This is a genomic window from Aeromonas sp. OTU364, from assembly GCF_038440395.1.
Taxonomy (GTDB): domain Bacteria; phylum Pseudomonadota; class Gammaproteobacteria; order Enterobacterales; family Aeromonadaceae; genus Aeromonas.
Genome location: NZ_JASATR010000008.1, coordinates 1 through 14,214, shown reverse-complemented (window position 1 = coordinate 14,214; position 14,214 = coordinate 1). Strand labels below are relative to the sequence as shown.

At 61.8% G+C, this 14,214-nt stretch carries 14 protein-coding genes; 8 read left to right on the top strand and 6 right to left on the bottom strand.

Features of this window, described 5'->3' with window-relative positions; all coding sequences use genetic code 11:
• Positions 1-50: 50 nt before the first annotated feature.
• The 5 genes from mutM to radC all read right to left on the bottom strand — a co-directional run bounded on the left by mutM (position 51) and on the right by radC (position 2,667).
• Positions 51-863, bottom strand: a complete 813-nt coding sequence (mutM, locus tag AAHB08_RS10060) for a bifunctional DNA-formamidopyrimidine glycosylase/DNA-(apurinic or apyrimidinic site) lyase (RefSeq protein ID WP_163137455.1) — start codon at positions 861-863, stop codon at positions 51-53.
• 27 nt (positions 864-890) lie between these two features.
• Positions 891-1,346: a hypothetical protein gene (locus AAHB08_RS10055; RefSeq protein WP_247627597.1), complete on the bottom strand. Its 456-nt coding sequence runs from the start codon at positions 1,344-1,346 to the stop codon at positions 891-893.
• 94 nt (positions 1,347-1,440) lie between these two features.
• A complete protein-coding gene (gene rpmG / locus AAHB08_RS10050; RefSeq protein ID WP_005323752.1) occupies positions 1,441-1,608 on the bottom strand; it encodes a 50S ribosomal protein L33 in 168 nt (55 codons plus the stop codon).
• Between the two features lie 11 nt (positions 1,609-1,619).
• On the bottom strand, positions 1,620-1,856 hold the full coding sequence (gene rpmB / locus AAHB08_RS10045) for a 50S ribosomal protein L28 (RefSeq protein ID WP_005307492.1): 237 nt from the start codon (positions 1,854-1,856) through the stop codon (positions 1,620-1,622).
• A gap of 136 nt (positions 1,857-1,992) precedes the next feature.
• Positions 1,993-2,667, bottom strand: coding sequence for a RadC family protein (radC, locus tag AAHB08_RS10040; RefSeq protein ID WP_042648929.1), 675 nt, complete (start codon positions 2,665-2,667; stop codon positions 1,993-1,995).
• Between the two features lie 147 nt (positions 2,668-2,814).
• Between radC and coaBC the strand changes: the two genes are divergently transcribed.
• From coaBC to pgi, 5 genes are all read left to right on the top strand, one after another.
• Entirely contained in the window at positions 2,815-4,017 is a 1,203-nt protein-coding gene (coaBC, locus tag AAHB08_RS10035) for a bifunctional phosphopantothenoylcysteine decarboxylase/phosphopantothenate--cysteine ligase CoaBC (RefSeq protein ID WP_342058838.1), read from the top strand.
• Between the two features lie 128 nt (positions 4,018-4,145).
• Complete coding sequence (gene dut / locus AAHB08_RS10030) at positions 4,146-4,604, top strand: dUTP diphosphatase (RefSeq protein ID WP_025328776.1); 459 nt, start codon at positions 4,146-4,148, stop codon at positions 4,602-4,604.
• 71 nt (positions 4,605-4,675) lie between these two features.
• Positions 4,676-5,272 carry a nucleoid occlusion factor SlmA gene (gene slmA, locus AAHB08_RS10025; RefSeq protein WP_005323760.1) on the top strand — a complete coding sequence of 199 codons (597 nt, stop codon included), beginning with the start codon at positions 4,676-4,678 and terminating at the stop codon, positions 5,270-5,272.
• A 269-nt stretch (positions 5,273-5,541) separates the two neighbouring features.
• Positions 5,542-6,378, top strand: a complete 837-nt coding sequence (locus AAHB08_RS10020; RefSeq protein WP_139438123.1) for a mechanosensitive ion channel domain-containing protein — start codon at positions 5,542-5,544, stop codon at positions 6,376-6,378.
• 401 nt (positions 6,379-6,779) lie between these two features.
• Entirely contained in the window at positions 6,780-8,429 is a 1,650-nt protein-coding gene (gene pgi / locus AAHB08_RS10015) for a glucose-6-phosphate isomerase (RefSeq protein WP_342058837.1), read from the top strand.
• A 151-nt stretch (positions 8,430-8,580) separates the two neighbouring features.
• On the opposite strand, the gene ilvC is transcribed toward pgi, so the two are convergent.
• Positions 8,581-10,062 (bottom strand): ketol-acid reductoisomerase, encoded by a 1,482-nt coding sequence (gene ilvC / locus AAHB08_RS10010; protein WP_342058836.1) that lies wholly within the window; start codon positions 10,060-10,062, stop codon positions 8,581-8,583.
• Positions 10,063-10,286: 224 nt separating this feature from the next.
• On the opposite strand from ilvC, the gene ilvY reads away from it, so the two are divergent.
• The 3 genes from ilvY to AAHB08_RS09995 all read left to right on the top strand — a co-directional run bounded on the left by ilvY (position 10,287) and on the right by AAHB08_RS09995 (position 14,138).
• Positions 10,287-11,180, top strand: coding sequence for an HTH-type transcriptional activator IlvY (gene ilvY, locus AAHB08_RS10005; RefSeq protein WP_342058835.1), 894 nt, complete (start codon positions 10,287-10,289; stop codon positions 11,178-11,180).
• Positions 11,181-11,282: 102 nt separating this feature from the next.
• Positions 11,283-11,474: a hypothetical protein gene (locus AAHB08_RS10000; RefSeq protein WP_025328781.1), complete on the top strand. Its 192-nt coding sequence runs from the start codon at positions 11,283-11,285 to the stop codon at positions 11,472-11,474.
• A gap of 90 nt (positions 11,475-11,564) precedes the next feature.
• A complete protein-coding gene (locus AAHB08_RS09995) occupies positions 11,565-14,138 on the top strand; it encodes a bifunctional acetate--CoA ligase family protein/GNAT family N-acetyltransferase (RefSeq protein WP_342058834.1) in 2,574 nt (857 codons plus the stop codon).
• Positions 14,139-14,214: the final 76 nt, after the last annotated feature.

Here is a 14,214-nt window from a genome sequence, read left to right as displayed (position 1 = left end):
TGGAAATACGTCGTTACAACTTCACCGCGTCTCCCCCCAAATGGTCCGGATCAGCGCTGGCAGTGGGAGCAGAACACGGTGGTTCTCTGACCCATCCTCACCTCGGTCAGCAGGGTATGGCAGTGGAAACAGGGCTGGCCGCCCCGGCCATAGACCTGCAACTGCTGCACGAAATAGCCCGGTTTGCCATCGGCACTGGTGAAATCCTTGAGGGTGGTGCCCCCCTGGCGAATGGCCTCGGCCAGCACCCGCTTGATCTCGGCCACCAGGGTCCCCAACCGCTCGCCACTGATGTTGCCCGCCGCCCGCTTGGGGTGAATGCCGGCGGCATAGAGCGCCTCGTTGGCGTAGATGTTGCCCACCCCGACCACCACCTGGTTGTCCATCAGGAACTGCTTGATGGCGGTGCTGCGCCCCTTGGCTCGCGCCCGCAGATAGTCGGCGCTGAAGGCGTCGGTGAGCGGCTCAGGACCCAGCTTGGCGAGCAGGGCGTGCGCCTCGGCCGGTTCACGGGTCCACAGCAGGGCACCGAAACGGCGCGGATCGTTGAGCCGCAGCAGCTTGCCGTTGGCGAGCTCGATATCCACGTGATCGTGCTTCTCGGCCGGGGTGCCTATGTCCAGCACCCGCAGGCTGCCGGACATGCCGAGATGCAGGATGGCGGTGCCAAAATCGGTCTCCAGCAGCAGGTACTTGGCGCGGCGGCTGACCCTGTGGATGACGAGATCCACCAGCTCCTGGATCTCCCCAGGCACGGGCCAGCGCAGCCGGCCATCCCTGACCACCACACGGGTCACCTTGATGCCGGTAAGCCAGGGAGAGATCCCCTGGCGGCTGACTTCGACTTCCGGTAATTCAGGCATAGACAGGTCTCTCGCTCACGGCAGGGTTCAGGGGGTGGGACGCAGCAGGTCGCGGTACTGCTCCTGGCTCAGGGTGAGCCAGGTCGAGGGGGGCAGCAGGGCGGCAAACTTGCCGTCGTCCTGATAGAGCCCCACTTCAACCGGATCGCTCTGGCCGGCGACCCATATCTTGAGGGTGACAGGGGTGCCGCGCACGGCCCCGCCCGGGGGCAACAGCCAGCCTTGCCATGTCTCGATGCGGGCGGCCAGCTGGGCGCTGCTGAGCCCCAGATCCGGCCCGCTGCGCCAGCCCTGGCCGATCCGCTCTATCTGCCAGCTCGGCCCCTGCCAGGTCAACACCACGGCAGATTCGGGCAGCAGGGGACGGGCGCGCTGGGCGCTGTTCTCCTGCTGGGCCTGCTCCAGCCGGTGCAGCAGGGTGATAACGATCAGCACCACCACTATGATCACGTTATTCCAGCCTTTACGGCTCAATTTGAACATGGCAAGCCTCCCTTTGAAGCGGCAGTGTACTGAATTCCATCCATAAAAAAACCCGGCACTAAGCCGGGTTTTTTGGGAATGCAGCATCAAGTGATTACTTGATTTTGCCTTCCTTGTAGATCACATGCTGACGAATAACGGGATCAAATTTCTTGATCTCCATTTTTTCGGGCATGGTGCGCTTGTTCTTGGTAGTGGTATAGAAGTGACCAGTACCGGCGCTGGAGTTCAGGCGAATCTTATCGCGAATACCTTTAGCCATGATCTAATTCCTTATACCTTAACGCCGCTGGCACGCAGTTCAGCCAGAACCACTTCAACGCCGCGCTTGTCGATGATACGCATGCCTTTTGCGGATACGCGCAGGCTTACGAAGCGTTTTTCACTCTCAACCCAAAAACGGTGAGTGTGCAGGTTCGGCAGGAAACGACGCTTGGTAGCGTTGTTAGCGTGCGAACGGTTGTTACCAACTGCCGGGCGCTTGCCGGTTACTTGGCATACTCTAGACATGTCAGTCTCTCCAAATCTTACTTCATTGCTCGAGCAAATATCTGCCCCGCTGGCCTTCGATTGCGGGGCAAACAGAAGGCGGCATTTTATACAGCATCCGTGATCAAAGATCAACTAATACAGTGCCAGAGCCCAGTCATAACCAACCACGCTCTGCGAAAGAAACCGTGATGCCGTCACCGATCACCAAGTGATCCAGCACTCTGATATCGACCAAGGCCAGGGCGGCCAGGATCCGATCCGTGATCTGGCGGTCGGCCCGACTGGGCTCGGCTACGCCGGACGGGTGATTATGCGCCAGAATCACGGCGGCTGCATTATGTTTGAGCGCGATCTGCACGATTTCCCTGGGCCAGACGCTCGCCGAATCCAGGGTGCCGTAGAAAAGTTCAACAAATTGAATCACTCTGTGCTGGTTATCGAGCAATAACAGCGCAAACACCTCCCGCGGCCTGTCCCGCAGCTGAGCCTGCAGATACTCCCGGGTCAGCTGGGGGGACGTGAGGGCCTCCCCCCGTTGCAACTGCTCGGCAAGATGCCGTCTGCCCATCTCCAGCACCGCCTGCAACTGGGCATATTTGGCCGGCCCCAGCCCGTGAGCGCCGCAAAAAGCCTGTTGCTCGGCCCCAAGCAGCGCCCGCAGGGAGCCGAACTGCTGCAACAGCTGGCGGGACAGATCCACCGCGCTCAGGCCGCTGACCCCGGTGCGCAGGAAGATCGCCAGCAATTCCGCATCGGAGAGCACCCCCGCCCCACGGCGCAGCAGCTTCTCCCGGGGGCGCTCATCTTCCGGCCACTCCTTGATGCTCATTTGTCTCTCCCTCATGGCTATTGAGAGAAAACATAGCAAAAAATCGCGGGAGCCCGACCACAACTCCCCCATGTCAGCCTCTGTCGTCGTCCATCGCCTGTGCTATCTTACCCGACCAGTCAGAGTGAGCCGAAAGAGAAGCAACAGATGAGATTGGCCGATAAACGCATCCTGTTGGGTGTCAGTGGCGGGATCGCCGCCTACAAGAGTGCCGAGCTGGTACGCCGCCTGAAAGATCAGGGGGCCGAGGTGCGGGTGGTAATGACCCGCTCCGCCAAGGAGTTCATCACTCCCCTGACCCTGCAGGCCGTCTCCGGCCACCCGGTGGCCGACAGCCTGCTGGACCCGGCCGCCGAAGCGGGCATGGGCCACATCGAGCTGGCCAAGTGGGCGGATCTGGTACTGATCGCCCCCGCCAGCGCCAACCTGATGGCGCGCATGGCCGCCGGCATGGCGGACGAGCTGCTCACCACCCTCTGCCTGGCCACCCCGGCAACCGTGGTGCTGGCCCCGGCCATGAACCAGCAGATGTATCGCAACGCCGCCACTCAGGCCAACCTCAAGACCCTGGCCGGCCGCGGCATCCTGCTGTGGGGGCCGGATTCCGGCAGCCAGGCCTGCGGTGACGTGGGCCCCGGCCGGATGCTGGATCCCCTCGAACTGGTGGAGCGCTGCTGCCAGCAGCTGGCTGACGAGCCATTGCTGGCGGGGGTCAAACTGCTGCTCACCGCAGGGCCGACCCGCGAGGCGCTGGATCCGGTGCGCTACATCAGCAACCACAGCTCCGGCAAGATGGGTTACGCCATCGCCCGCGCCGCCCGCGAGGCGGGGGCAGACGTAACGCTAGTAAGCGGACCGGTGACGCTGGCTACGCCTCAGGGGATTGAGCGAGTCGACGTGGAGAGCGCCCTGCAGATGCACGAAGCCGTGATGAGCCGGGTCGGTGAGTGCGACCTCTTTATCGGCTGCGCCGCCGTGGCGGACTATCGCCCGGCCCAGGTCGCCAGCCAGAAGATCAAGAAGACTGGTGACAACGACCAGATGGCGCTGACCCTGGTCAAGAATCCCGACATCATCGCCGCCGTGGGGGCACTGCCAGACAAACCCTTCACCGTCGGATTTGCCGCCGAAACCGTGGATGTGGAACAATACGCCCTCGACAAACTGCGACGTAAGCGGCTGGACATGATCGCCGCCAACGACGTGTCCCGCGCGGGTCAAGGCTTCAATGCCGATGACAACGCCCTGACCGTCTTCTGGCAAGGGGGTCAGGCCGCCCTGCCCCTGGCCGACAAGCTGACGCTGGCTCGTCATCTTGTCGCCCTGATTGCACGCCACTATCGACCCTGAGCCCCGGGCCATGACCACTGGCGACGGACTCACGGCGACCGGCATCGCATTGACAACATGCTGGGCGACCCAAGGGCGCCCACTGAACCACTCGATCGCCCCAGAGCGATCCAATTGAAAAACGATTCATGACGACACAAATTGAACTGAAAATCCTGGATGCCCGCATCGGCACCGACTTCCCGCTGCCTGCCTACGCCACTCCGGGTTCCGCCGGCATGGATCTGCGCGCCCTGCTGGATGCACCGATCACGCTGGCACCGGGCGACACCACCCTGGTGCCGACCGGGCTCGCCATCCACATTCAGGATCCGGGTCTGTGCGCCACCATCTTGCCTCGCTCCGGCCTGGGTCATAAGCACGGCATAGTGCTGGGCAACCTGGTCGGCCTCATCGACTCCGACTACCAGGGCCAGCTGATGGTCTCGGTCTGGAATCGCGGCAACGACAGCTTCACCATGCAGCCAGGCGAGCGCATCGCCCAGCTGGTGATCCTGCCCGTGGTGCAGGCCAGCTTCCAGCTGGTCGACGAATTCAACCAGAGTGAACGGGGTGAAGGCGGGTTTGGTTCTTCTGGTCGCCAATAACAAGACCACACAACCCCCTGGGGTCTGTGTCTAATAACAGAATCAAGCCATTGTTTTTTTTAGGGGAATCCATGGCAAGCAGTAACCAGAAACAGAGTCGGCGCGATCAGATCCTGCAGGCACTCGCCCACATGCTGGAAACCAGTCCGGGCCAGCGCATCACCACGGCGCGCCTCGCAGCCGAGGTGGGTGTGTCCGAGGCGGCCCTCTATCGACACTTTCCGAGCAAGGCGCGGATGTTCGAGGGACTGATCGACTTTATCGAGGATTCCCTGCTGTCACGGGTCAACCTGATCATGGCCGAAGAGAAGGACACCATGGCCCGCTGCCACCATATACTGCAGCTGCTGCTGGTGTTCGCCGAGCGCAATCCCGGCATCACCCGCATCCTCAACGGCGATGCCCTGCTGGGCGAGCACGATCGGCTGCGGGATCGCATCAGCGCCCTGTTTGACAAGCTGGAGACCCAGCTCAAGCAGGCTCTGAGGGAGAAGCGGCTACGGGAAGGTCAGGGCTTCCAGCTCGATGAGACCATGCTGGCCAACCTGCTGCTGGCCTATGCCGAGGGCCGCATCAGCCAGTTCGTCCGCTCCGAGTTCAAGCTCAAGCCCACCGCCGGCTTCGAGGATCAGTGGCAATTTATGCGCAGCCAGTTATTGCAAAGCTGAGCCGAGCCAGAGGGACGGATCGACCTACATATCAGCTCCGAATAAAACCCTTAACCCATCACCGGGTTAGAGGCTCGGTGGCAATAGATGCGCAACCCATAGCTGCAAAGCTGGACCATACTGGTGGGTGCGAAGCGGGAGGCCTTGGCCTCCCTTGTTTTTTGTGGCAGCTTTTGATGGCAGAGAATAAGCACCAGATGCGACCCAGGTTGTCGCGCTCCGGTGTTAGATTTATCCGCCATAAATCTTCAATACCAACAGGACACCCTATGGAACCCGAGATCATCACAGAAGCGCAGACCTGGCTGGTCAATAACCAGGGACTGATCATCGAGTATTCGGTCAACATCGCCGCCGCCCTGCTCACCCTGCTGGTCGGTTACATCGCCGCCAACATCATCAGCGGCGGCGTGACCAAGGTAATGCATACCCGCAAGCTGGACACCACAATTACCCACTTCGTCGGCAGCATCCTCAAGTACACCATACTGGTGTTCGTGGTGATCGCGGCCCTGGGCCGGGTCGGGGTACAGACCGCCTCCTTCGTGGCCATCATAGGTGCCGCCGGTCTGGCAATCGGTCTGGCGCTGCAGGGCTCTCTCTCCAACTTTGCCGCCGGTTTCCTGCTGATCATCTTCCGCCCCATCAAGGCCGGTGAGTTCATCGAGGTGGCCGGTACTAACGGCGTGGTGCAGGCCGTTCAGCTGTTCACCACCACCCTCACCTCCGCCGACAACAAGATGGTGGTGGTCCCGAACTCCGCCATCCTCAACGGCACCATAGTCAACTACTCCCGCATGGACACCCGCCGGGTCGACATGACCTTCGGCATCGGCTACGGCTCGGACCTGCGCAAGGCCAAGCAGATCCTGGAGCGTCTGGTGAATGAAGAGACCCGCATCCTCAAGGATCCGGCCGTCACCATCGCCGTCGCTGCCCTGGCCGACTCCTCGGTCAACATAGTGGTGCGTCCCTGGGTCAAGACGGGCGATTACTGGGGCGTCTGGTTCGACTTCCACGAGAAGGTGAAGCTGGCCTTCGATGCCGAGGGCGTCGAGATCCCCTTCCCCCAGATGGTCATGCACATGCAGAAGACTCAGGCCTGAATCCAGTGATGATGGCCACGATGCCAGCCTTAGGGCTGGCATCGTCGTTTTCGGGGCAGGGGAAAGGCCAACCACCGCAAGGGCGACCTGCCCGATACCCGCTCGAAAGGCAGCTGTCTCACCCCATCTCCGGCCCCGCCTCCCCCCTGCCACATTGAAACCCCTTTCAACCTGACGAGACCGGCGAAGCATGAGCCAACGCAAGATCTCATGATCCCTGCTGACTCATAATCGCAGCGTTTTGGTTGTAAACTCCTTCGATGCAGACAATTGGTAAAGCTCTGTTACACGGGCCGCACCATGTGCCCGGTATAATGGGCCCGGTATAGTGCTCGAATAATAAGGTTTGGCGGGAGCCTTGCCTGCAAGGTTCAAACACAACTTGGAAGACTGATAATCCTATGAAAAACATCAATCCAACCCAGACCCAGGCCTGGCAGGCACTGGAAGCCCACTTTGCAGCGAACAAAGAGACCCGGCTGAAAGATCTGTTCGCCCAGGATCCCCAGCGTTTCGACAAGTTCTCCCTCACCTATCAAGGCGACATCCTGGTCGACTACTCCAAGAACCTGATCACCGAGGAGACCCTCAAGCTGCTCATCGATCTGGCCAAGGAGACCGATCTGCGCAGCGCCATCGATGCCATGTTCAACGGCGACAAGATCAACATGACCGAAGGCCGCTCCGTGCTGCACGTGGCCCTGCGCAACCGCTCCGACCGCCCCATTGAGTGCGACGGCAAGGATGTGATGCCGGAAGTGAACGCCGTGCTGGCCAAGATGAAGGGCTTCTGCGAGAAGATCATCTCCGGCGAGTGGAAAGGCTACACCGGCAAGGCGATCCAGCACGTGGTCAACATCGGTATCGGTGGCTCTGATTTGGGCCCGGTGATGATCACCGAGGCGCTGCGCCCCTACAAAAACCACCTGCAGATGCACTTCGTCTCCAACGTCGATGGCACCCACATCGCCGAGACGCTGAAGAAGATCGATCCGGAAACCACCCTGTTCCTGGTGGCCTCCAAGACCTTCACCACTCAGGAGACCATGACCAACGCCCTGACCGCCCGCGACTGGTTCATCCAGATCGCCGGTGACAAGGCCCACGTTGCCAAGCACTTCGCCGCCCTCTCCACCAACGGCAAGGCCGTGGCCGAGTTCGGCATCGACACCGACAACATGTTCGAGTTCTGGGACTGGGTTGGCGGCCGCTACTCCTCCTGGTCTGCCATCGGCATGCCCATCGCCCTCTCCGTCGGTTTCGAAAACTTCGAAGCCCTGCTGCAAGGCGCCTTCGAGATGGACATGCACTTCGCCACCGCCTCCTATGAGCAGAACGTGCCTGTGCTGCTGGCGCTGATCGGCCTCTGGTACAACAACTTCCACGGTGCCGAGTCCGAAGCCATCCTGCCGTACGATCAGTACATGCACCGCTTCCCTGCCTACTTCCAGCAGGGCAACATGGAATCCAACGGCAAGTACGTGGATCGCAACGGGAACCCGGTTGACTACCAGACCGGCCCCATCATCTGGGGTGAGCCGGGCACCAACGGCCAGCACGCCTTCTACCAGCTGATCCACCAGGGTACCAAGCTGATCCCCTGTGACTTCCTGGCACCAGCCATCAGCCACAACCCGATCGGTGACCACCACCCGAAACTGCTGGCCAACTTCTTCGCCCAGACCGAGGCGCTGGCCTTCGGCAAGAGCAAGGAGCAGGTCGAGGCCGAGTTCCTGGCGGCTGGCAAAACGCTCGACCAAGTTAAAGAGCTGGTGCCGTTCAAGGTGTTCGAAGGCAACCGCCCGACCAACAGCATACTGTTCAAGAGTCTGACCCCGAAGACGCTGGGTGCCCTGATCGCCATGTACGAGCACAAGATCTTCGTACAGGGCGCAATCTGGAACATCTTCTCCTTCGACCAGTGGGGCGTGGAGCTGGGCAAGCAGCTCGCCAACAAGATACTGCCGGAGCTGGGCAGCAATGACGCCGTCACCAGCCACGACTGCTCCACCAACGGTCTGATCAACACCTGGAAATCCTGGAAAGCCTGATTTTCCAAGTCTTTCTGAATGCAAAAGCCCCGCTCATTGAACGGGGCTTTTTGTTGCCGGAAGCCGGCGTTGCCATCCTGTGGAGATCTGGCCAGGTGTCTAAGCCAACCAGAAGACGGGGATCGTCACCCCCGCCCTTCCATCGCCGGCATTAACCGCCGACGGCGATGCGTTTCATGTCTTTCATGTAGCCACGCAGGGTCTGGCCGATCGCTTCGATCGGATGGCTACGAGTCGCCTCATTGGCCGCCAGCAGGGCCAGGTTGTCCACCGCCTTCGGCTCGGCGCGGGCGCTACCCAGATCCCCGGCTTGCAACGTCGGCATAAAGTGCTCGCGCAGCAGCGGCACGGCGGCGTTGGCGAACAGGTAGTTACCGTACTCCGCGGTGTCGGAGATGACCACGTTCATCTCGTACAGACGCTTGCGAGCGACTGTGTTGGCGATGAGCGGCAGCTCGTGCAGGGACTCATAGTAGGCGGACTCTTCATAGATGCCGGAGGCCACCATGGTTTCGAACGCCAGCTCCACACCTGCCTTGACCATGGCCACCATGACCACACCATTGTCGAAGTACTCCTGCTCGGCGATCTTGCCCGCATAGGCAGGGGCATTCTCGAAGGCGGACTTGCCGGTCTCTTCGCGCCAGCCGAACAGCTTGGCATCGTCTTCGGCCCAGTCGGCCATCATGCCGCGGGAGAACTCGCCGGCGATAATGTCATCCATGTGCTTCTCGAACAGCGGACGCATCAGGGTACGCAGCTGCTCGGAGAGCTCGAAGGCGCGCAGCTTGGCCGGGTTGGAGAGGCGGTCCATCATCAGGCTGATGCCGCCCTGCTTCAGGGCCTCGGTGATGGTTTCCCAGCCGAACTGGATCAGCTTGCCGGCATAGGCCGGGTCAGTGCCCTCGGCAACCAGCTTGTCGTAGCAGAGCAGGGAACCGGCCTGCAACATGCCGCAGAGGATGGTCTGCTCGCCCATCAGGTCGGATTTCACTTCCGCCACGAAGGAGGACTCCAGCACGCCCGCACGGTCGCCGCCGGTGGCGGAGGCCCAGGCCTTGGCGATGGCCATGCCTTCACCCTGGGGATCGTTCTCCGGGTGAACGGCGATCAGGGTCGGCACGCCGAAGCCGCGCTTGTACTCTTCACGCACCTCGGTACCCGGGCACTTGGGCGCCACCATGACGACTGTGATGTCGGCGCGGATCTGCTGACCCTCTTCCACCACGTTGAAGCCGTGGGAGTAGCCCAGGGCGGCGCCCTGCTTCATCAGCGGCATGACGGTCTTCACCACGTCGGAGTGCTGCTTGTCCGGGGTCAGGTTCAGTACCAGATCGGCGGTCGGGATCAGATCTTCATAGGTACCGACGACGAAGCCGTTGTCGGTAGCCTTCTGCCAGGAGGCGCGCTTCTCGGTGATGGCGGCCTTGCGCAGGGCATAGGAGATATCCAGCCCGGAGTCGCGCATGTTCAGACCCTGGTTCAGACCCTGGGCGCCACAGCCCACAATCACCACCTTCTTGCCCTTGAGCGCCGCACAACCGTCAGCGAACTCCTCGCGCTGCATGAAACGACACTTGCCCAGCTGGGCCAACTGCTGACGCAGGTTCAAGGTGTTGAAATAGTTAGCCATGGTGATTGCTCCGTTCGATTGATTCCATGCCGGGTAGCGGCGTTGTCCAAACCACTATAGCGCGGGACACTTATTGCCTGAACTGATATATTCGAAACAGTACGTTGCAGAAATTGAAATGTGACTCTTGGCATTCTCAGGCCGTTTTTCCCACCCGGTGCATCTCGGGGGCTTGCGGCCTGAAGGTATATGGTCGGCACAAGCGCCGCTGCAGGAATTCAAAGATGGACCTTCGCAATCTCGAACTGTTTCTCCACCTCGCCGACTCCCTCCACTTCGGCAAGAGCGCCGACGCCATGGCGGTCAGCCCCTCCACCCTGAGCCGCGCCATCCAGCGGCTGGAGCAGGAGACCGGCTGCATGCTGTTCGAGCGGGACAACCGCAGCGTGCGGCTCACCCCGGCGGGAGAGAAGCTGAGGGAGTTCGGTGGCAGCCTGTTGCAGGAGTGGCGGCGGCTCAAGCAGGAACTCAGGCGCAGCGACGAGCCGTTGCAGGGGCGGCTGCGGGTCTTCTGTTCGGTCACCGCCAGCTACTTCCTGCTGCCCGAGGTGCTGGAACGCTTTCGCCGCCGCTATCCCCAGCTCGAGATCAAGCTGGAGACCGGCGACCCCGCCCTGGCGGTGGACAAGATCCTGGCCGACGAGGCCGATCTCGCCATCGCCGCCCGCCCGGATGCCCTCTCGTCCAAGCTGGAGTTCGCCAGCCTGCAGCAGGTGCCGCTGGTCTTTATCGCCCCCCGCAATGCCCCCCAGCAAAGCCAGTGGTTCTCCCAGGGTGAACCCGACTGGGAGCGGCTGCCGCTCATCCTCTCGGAACAGGGGCTGGCCCGCAAACGCTGTGACCAGTGGTTCCGCAACAAGGGCATAGCCCCCAACATCTATGCCGAGGTGGCGGGCAACGAGGGCATAGTCGCCATGGTGGCCCTCGGCTTCGGCGTAGGCCTGGTGCCTGCCGCCGTGATCGATCACAGCCCCATGGGGGACAAGGTACGCATCGTCGATCCCAAGCCCGCCCTCAAGCCGTTCGATGTCGGTATCGCCGTGCTCAAGAAGCGGCTGGAAGAGCCGCTGATCCGCGCCTTCTGGGACACGGCCCGCGGTCAGGGAGGGCTGCGCTGATTCCGGGGCTGCCCCAGCATCAGTGTCAAATGTGTCAGTATGAAAGCCCTGGAGAAGAGGGGACACTGGCCGGCAAATCCATCCACCACAGAGGATCATGCCGTGAGCCAGCATCTTGTCGAAATCCAGAGTGCCATCCTGTTTGCAGAGTACCTGCAGAGCCTCGGAGTCCAGCGCACCCCGCTCGATCGGGAGCAGGAGATCTATGTGCAGGACAGGCACCTGGCCACTGTGCGGCGCATCCAGGGTGAACTGAGATTTTATCTGCGTGCCAATGCCCTGGCCCGGTCGTGATCCGCAATGGGTCACAGAACGAACGCCTGAAGCGTATTAGACTGGCACCATACGTCGCCCTCGCCTCGGGGGTCGCCATGAGGAGTGCCCATGAAACCAAGCGGCCTGGACCGGCTCTTCAAACCCCAATCGATTGCCGTCATCGGTGCCTCCAGTAACCCCCAGAAGGCCGGGCATGTGGTCATCCGGCATCTGCTCGCGGGCCAGTTCAAGGGCCCCATACTGCCGGTCAGCCCGCACTGCCGGGCCGTCGCCGGCGTGCTCGCCTATCCCGATATCGAGAGCCTCCCCCTCTCCCCGGATCTTGCCATCGTCTGCACCCGGCGCGAGCGGGTACTGCCGCTCATCGAGGAGCTCGGCAAGAAGGGCACAGGGGCGGCCATCATACTGGCCGCCCACTTCTCCGGCGACGAGCGCCAGCGGCTCAGGCAGCTCTGCCGGCAATACGGCATCCGCCTGCTCGGCCCCAACAGCATGGGCATGCTGTTGCCCGGACAGGGCATCAACGCCAGCTTCTCCCCCATTGCCGCCACCCCGGGGCAGGTGGCCTTTTTGTCCCAGTCGGCGGCGGTCAGCACCACCATCCTCGATTGGGCCAAACAGCGGGAGATCGGCTTCTCGGCCTTCGTCTCGCTTGGGGATCACTGCGACATCGACTTCGGTCAGCTGCTGGATCAGCTCTCCCGCGACGGGGCAACCCGCGCCATCCTGATCTACATGGACAAGCTTCACGATGCCCGCCACTTTCTCTCCGCCGCCCGTGCCGCTTCCCGCAACAAGCCCATTCTGGTGCTCAAGAGCGGCCGCCACGATCCGGCCAACGGCCTCGACAACGTCTATGACGCCGCCATCCGCCGGGCCGGCATGCTGCGGGTACGGGACACCCACGAACTGTTTGCCACCGTCGAAACCCTGAGCCACTCCCTGACCCTCAAGGGGGAGCGACTCGCCATCCTCTCCAACGGGCGCGGTCTGGCCAATATGGCCGCAGACGTGCTGCTGGCACGCGGCGGCAAGATGGCCATGCCCCCTCTGGACATAGGCAGCGACGCCGATGTGGAGGCCTACCGAACCGCGCTGGACGAGCTGCTGCAAGGGGACGGGGCCGATGCCATCCTGCTGATCCACGCCCCCTCCCTCACCGCTCGCGGTGCGACCCTGGCCAGCAATCTGATCGATTTCCTCAAGCAACACCCCAGAGCCAGGCGTTTCAACATACTGACCAACTGGGCGGGAGAGTACTCGGCCCAGGAGGGTCGACGCCTGTTCAATGAAGCGGGGATCCCGACTTACCGTACTCCGGAGAGTGCCGTCACCGCCTTCATGCACATGGTGGAATACCGCCGCAACCAGAAGCAGCTGATGGAGACCCCCGCCTCCCTGCAAGGGGACAGACTCGATGTCGAGCGTTGTCAGCAGCTGCTCCGCCAGGCGCTGGATCGCAAGCAGCAGGTACTGGACACCCACCTGGCACAACCCATCCTGCAGGCGGCCGGTCTCTCCACCCTGTCGACCTGGATAGTTTCCGATGCCATCGAGGCGGCGCTGACCGCGGAGCAGATAGGTTATCCGGTGGCGGTGAAGCTGCGCTCACCTGACATTGCCCACAAATCCGAGGTGCACGGCGTCATGCTGAATCTGCGCACCTCGGCGGAAGTGGCCCAGGCGGCGGATGCCATCCTGGACCGGGTCCGCCAGCACGACCCAGGGGCCCGAATAGAAGGGCTGCTGGTGCAACGCATGGCGCGCCGCAGCGGGGGTCTGGAGCTGAGGATCCGCTTGCAGCAGGATCCTGTGTTCGGCCCCGTCATCCTGCTCGGTGAATCCGGTGCCGAACCCCACGAGATGGTCGCGGCCCTGCCACCACTCAACCAGGCGCTCGCTCGTTACCAGATCATCGGAGCCCTCAAGAACAGCAAGATCCGCGAACAGGCCAGCCCGGTACGACTCGATATCGATGCCCTCGCCCAGGTCTTGTGCCAGCTCTCCGAGCTGCTGCTGGCCTTCCCCGAAATCCAGGAGCTGGACCTGCATCCACTGCAGGCTTACGGCGAAGAGATGGTGATCCTGGATGCCAGGCTGGTGCTGATGGAAGAGGGTCGGCAGATGTTGCCACTGGCCATTCGCCCCTATCCCACCGAACTGGAGGAGGGTGCCTGGCTGAAAGATCAGAACCATGTGCTGCTGCGTCCGATCCGGCCGGAGGACGAACCGGCCCACAAGCAGTTCGTGCTCAAGGTCTCCGATGAGGACAGATACAAGCGCTTCTTCGCCGACGTGGGGGAGTTGGGGCACGAAGAGCTGGCCCGCATGACCCAGATCGATTACGACCGGGAGATGGCCTTCGTCGCCGTGGGACAGGATGGGCCATACAACCAGCAGATCCTGGGAGTGGTGCGCGCCATCTCCAACCCGGACCAGTCTGACGCGGAATTTGCCATCCTGGTGCGATCGGATATGAAAGGGCTGGGGCTCGGCAAGCTGATGATGGAGAAGATAGTGCGCTACGCCAGAGAGCGTGGCATCGGCCAGCTATCGGGCATGACCATGCCCAGCAATCGCGGCATGATCAATCTGGCCAAGCGGCTGGGTTTCCTGATCGACATCCAGCTGGAAGACGGCATAGTCAATATGGTGCTGCCCTTCGCAGATCAGGGCCGATGAAGAGAGGATGCGGTTGTAAATCAACCGGATATAGATGAAGGTTATGAATTTCAGGCAATAAAAAACCCCGCTCATT

Coding starts and splice junctions, on each gene's coding strand:
- mutM (WP_163137455.1), bottom strand. CDS start 863: ATGCCTGAATTACCGGAAGTCGAAGTCAGCCGCCAGGGGATCTCTCCC.
- AAHB08_RS10055 (WP_247627597.1), bottom strand. CDS start 1,346: ATGTTCAAATTGAGCCGTAAAGGCTGGAATAACGTGATCATAGTGGTG.
- rpmG (WP_005323752.1), bottom strand. CDS start 1,608: ATGGCTAAAGGTATTCGCGATAAGATTCGCCTGAACTCCAGCGCCGGT.
- rpmB (WP_005307492.1), bottom strand. CDS start 1,856: ATGTCTAGAGTATGCCAAGTAACCGGCAAGCGCCCGGCAGTTGGTAAC.
- radC (WP_042648929.1), bottom strand. CDS start 2,667: ATGAGCATCAAGGAGTGGCCGGAAGATGAGCGCCCCCGGGAGAAGCTG.
- coaBC (WP_342058838.1), top strand. CDS start 2,815: ATGAGATTGGCCGATAAACGCATCCTGTTGGGTGTCAGTGGCGGGATC.
- dut (WP_025328776.1), top strand. CDS start 4,146: ATGACGACACAAATTGAACTGAAAATCCTGGATGCCCGCATCGGCACC.
- slmA (WP_005323760.1), top strand. CDS start 4,676: ATGGCAAGCAGTAACCAGAAACAGAGTCGGCGCGATCAGATCCTGCAG.
- AAHB08_RS10020 (WP_139438123.1), top strand. CDS start 5,542: ATGGAACCCGAGATCATCACAGAAGCGCAGACCTGGCTGGTCAATAAC.
- pgi (WP_342058837.1), top strand. CDS start 6,780: ATGAAAAACATCAATCCAACCCAGACCCAGGCCTGGCAGGCACTGGAA.
- ilvC (WP_342058836.1), bottom strand. CDS start 10,062: ATGGCTAACTATTTCAACACCTTGAACCTGCGTCAGCAGTTGGCCCAG.
- ilvY (WP_342058835.1), top strand. CDS start 10,287: ATGGACCTTCGCAATCTCGAACTGTTTCTCCACCTCGCCGACTCCCTC.
- AAHB08_RS09995 (WP_342058834.1), top strand. CDS start 11,565: ATGAAACCAAGCGGCCTGGACCGGCTCTTCAAACCCCAATCGATTGCC.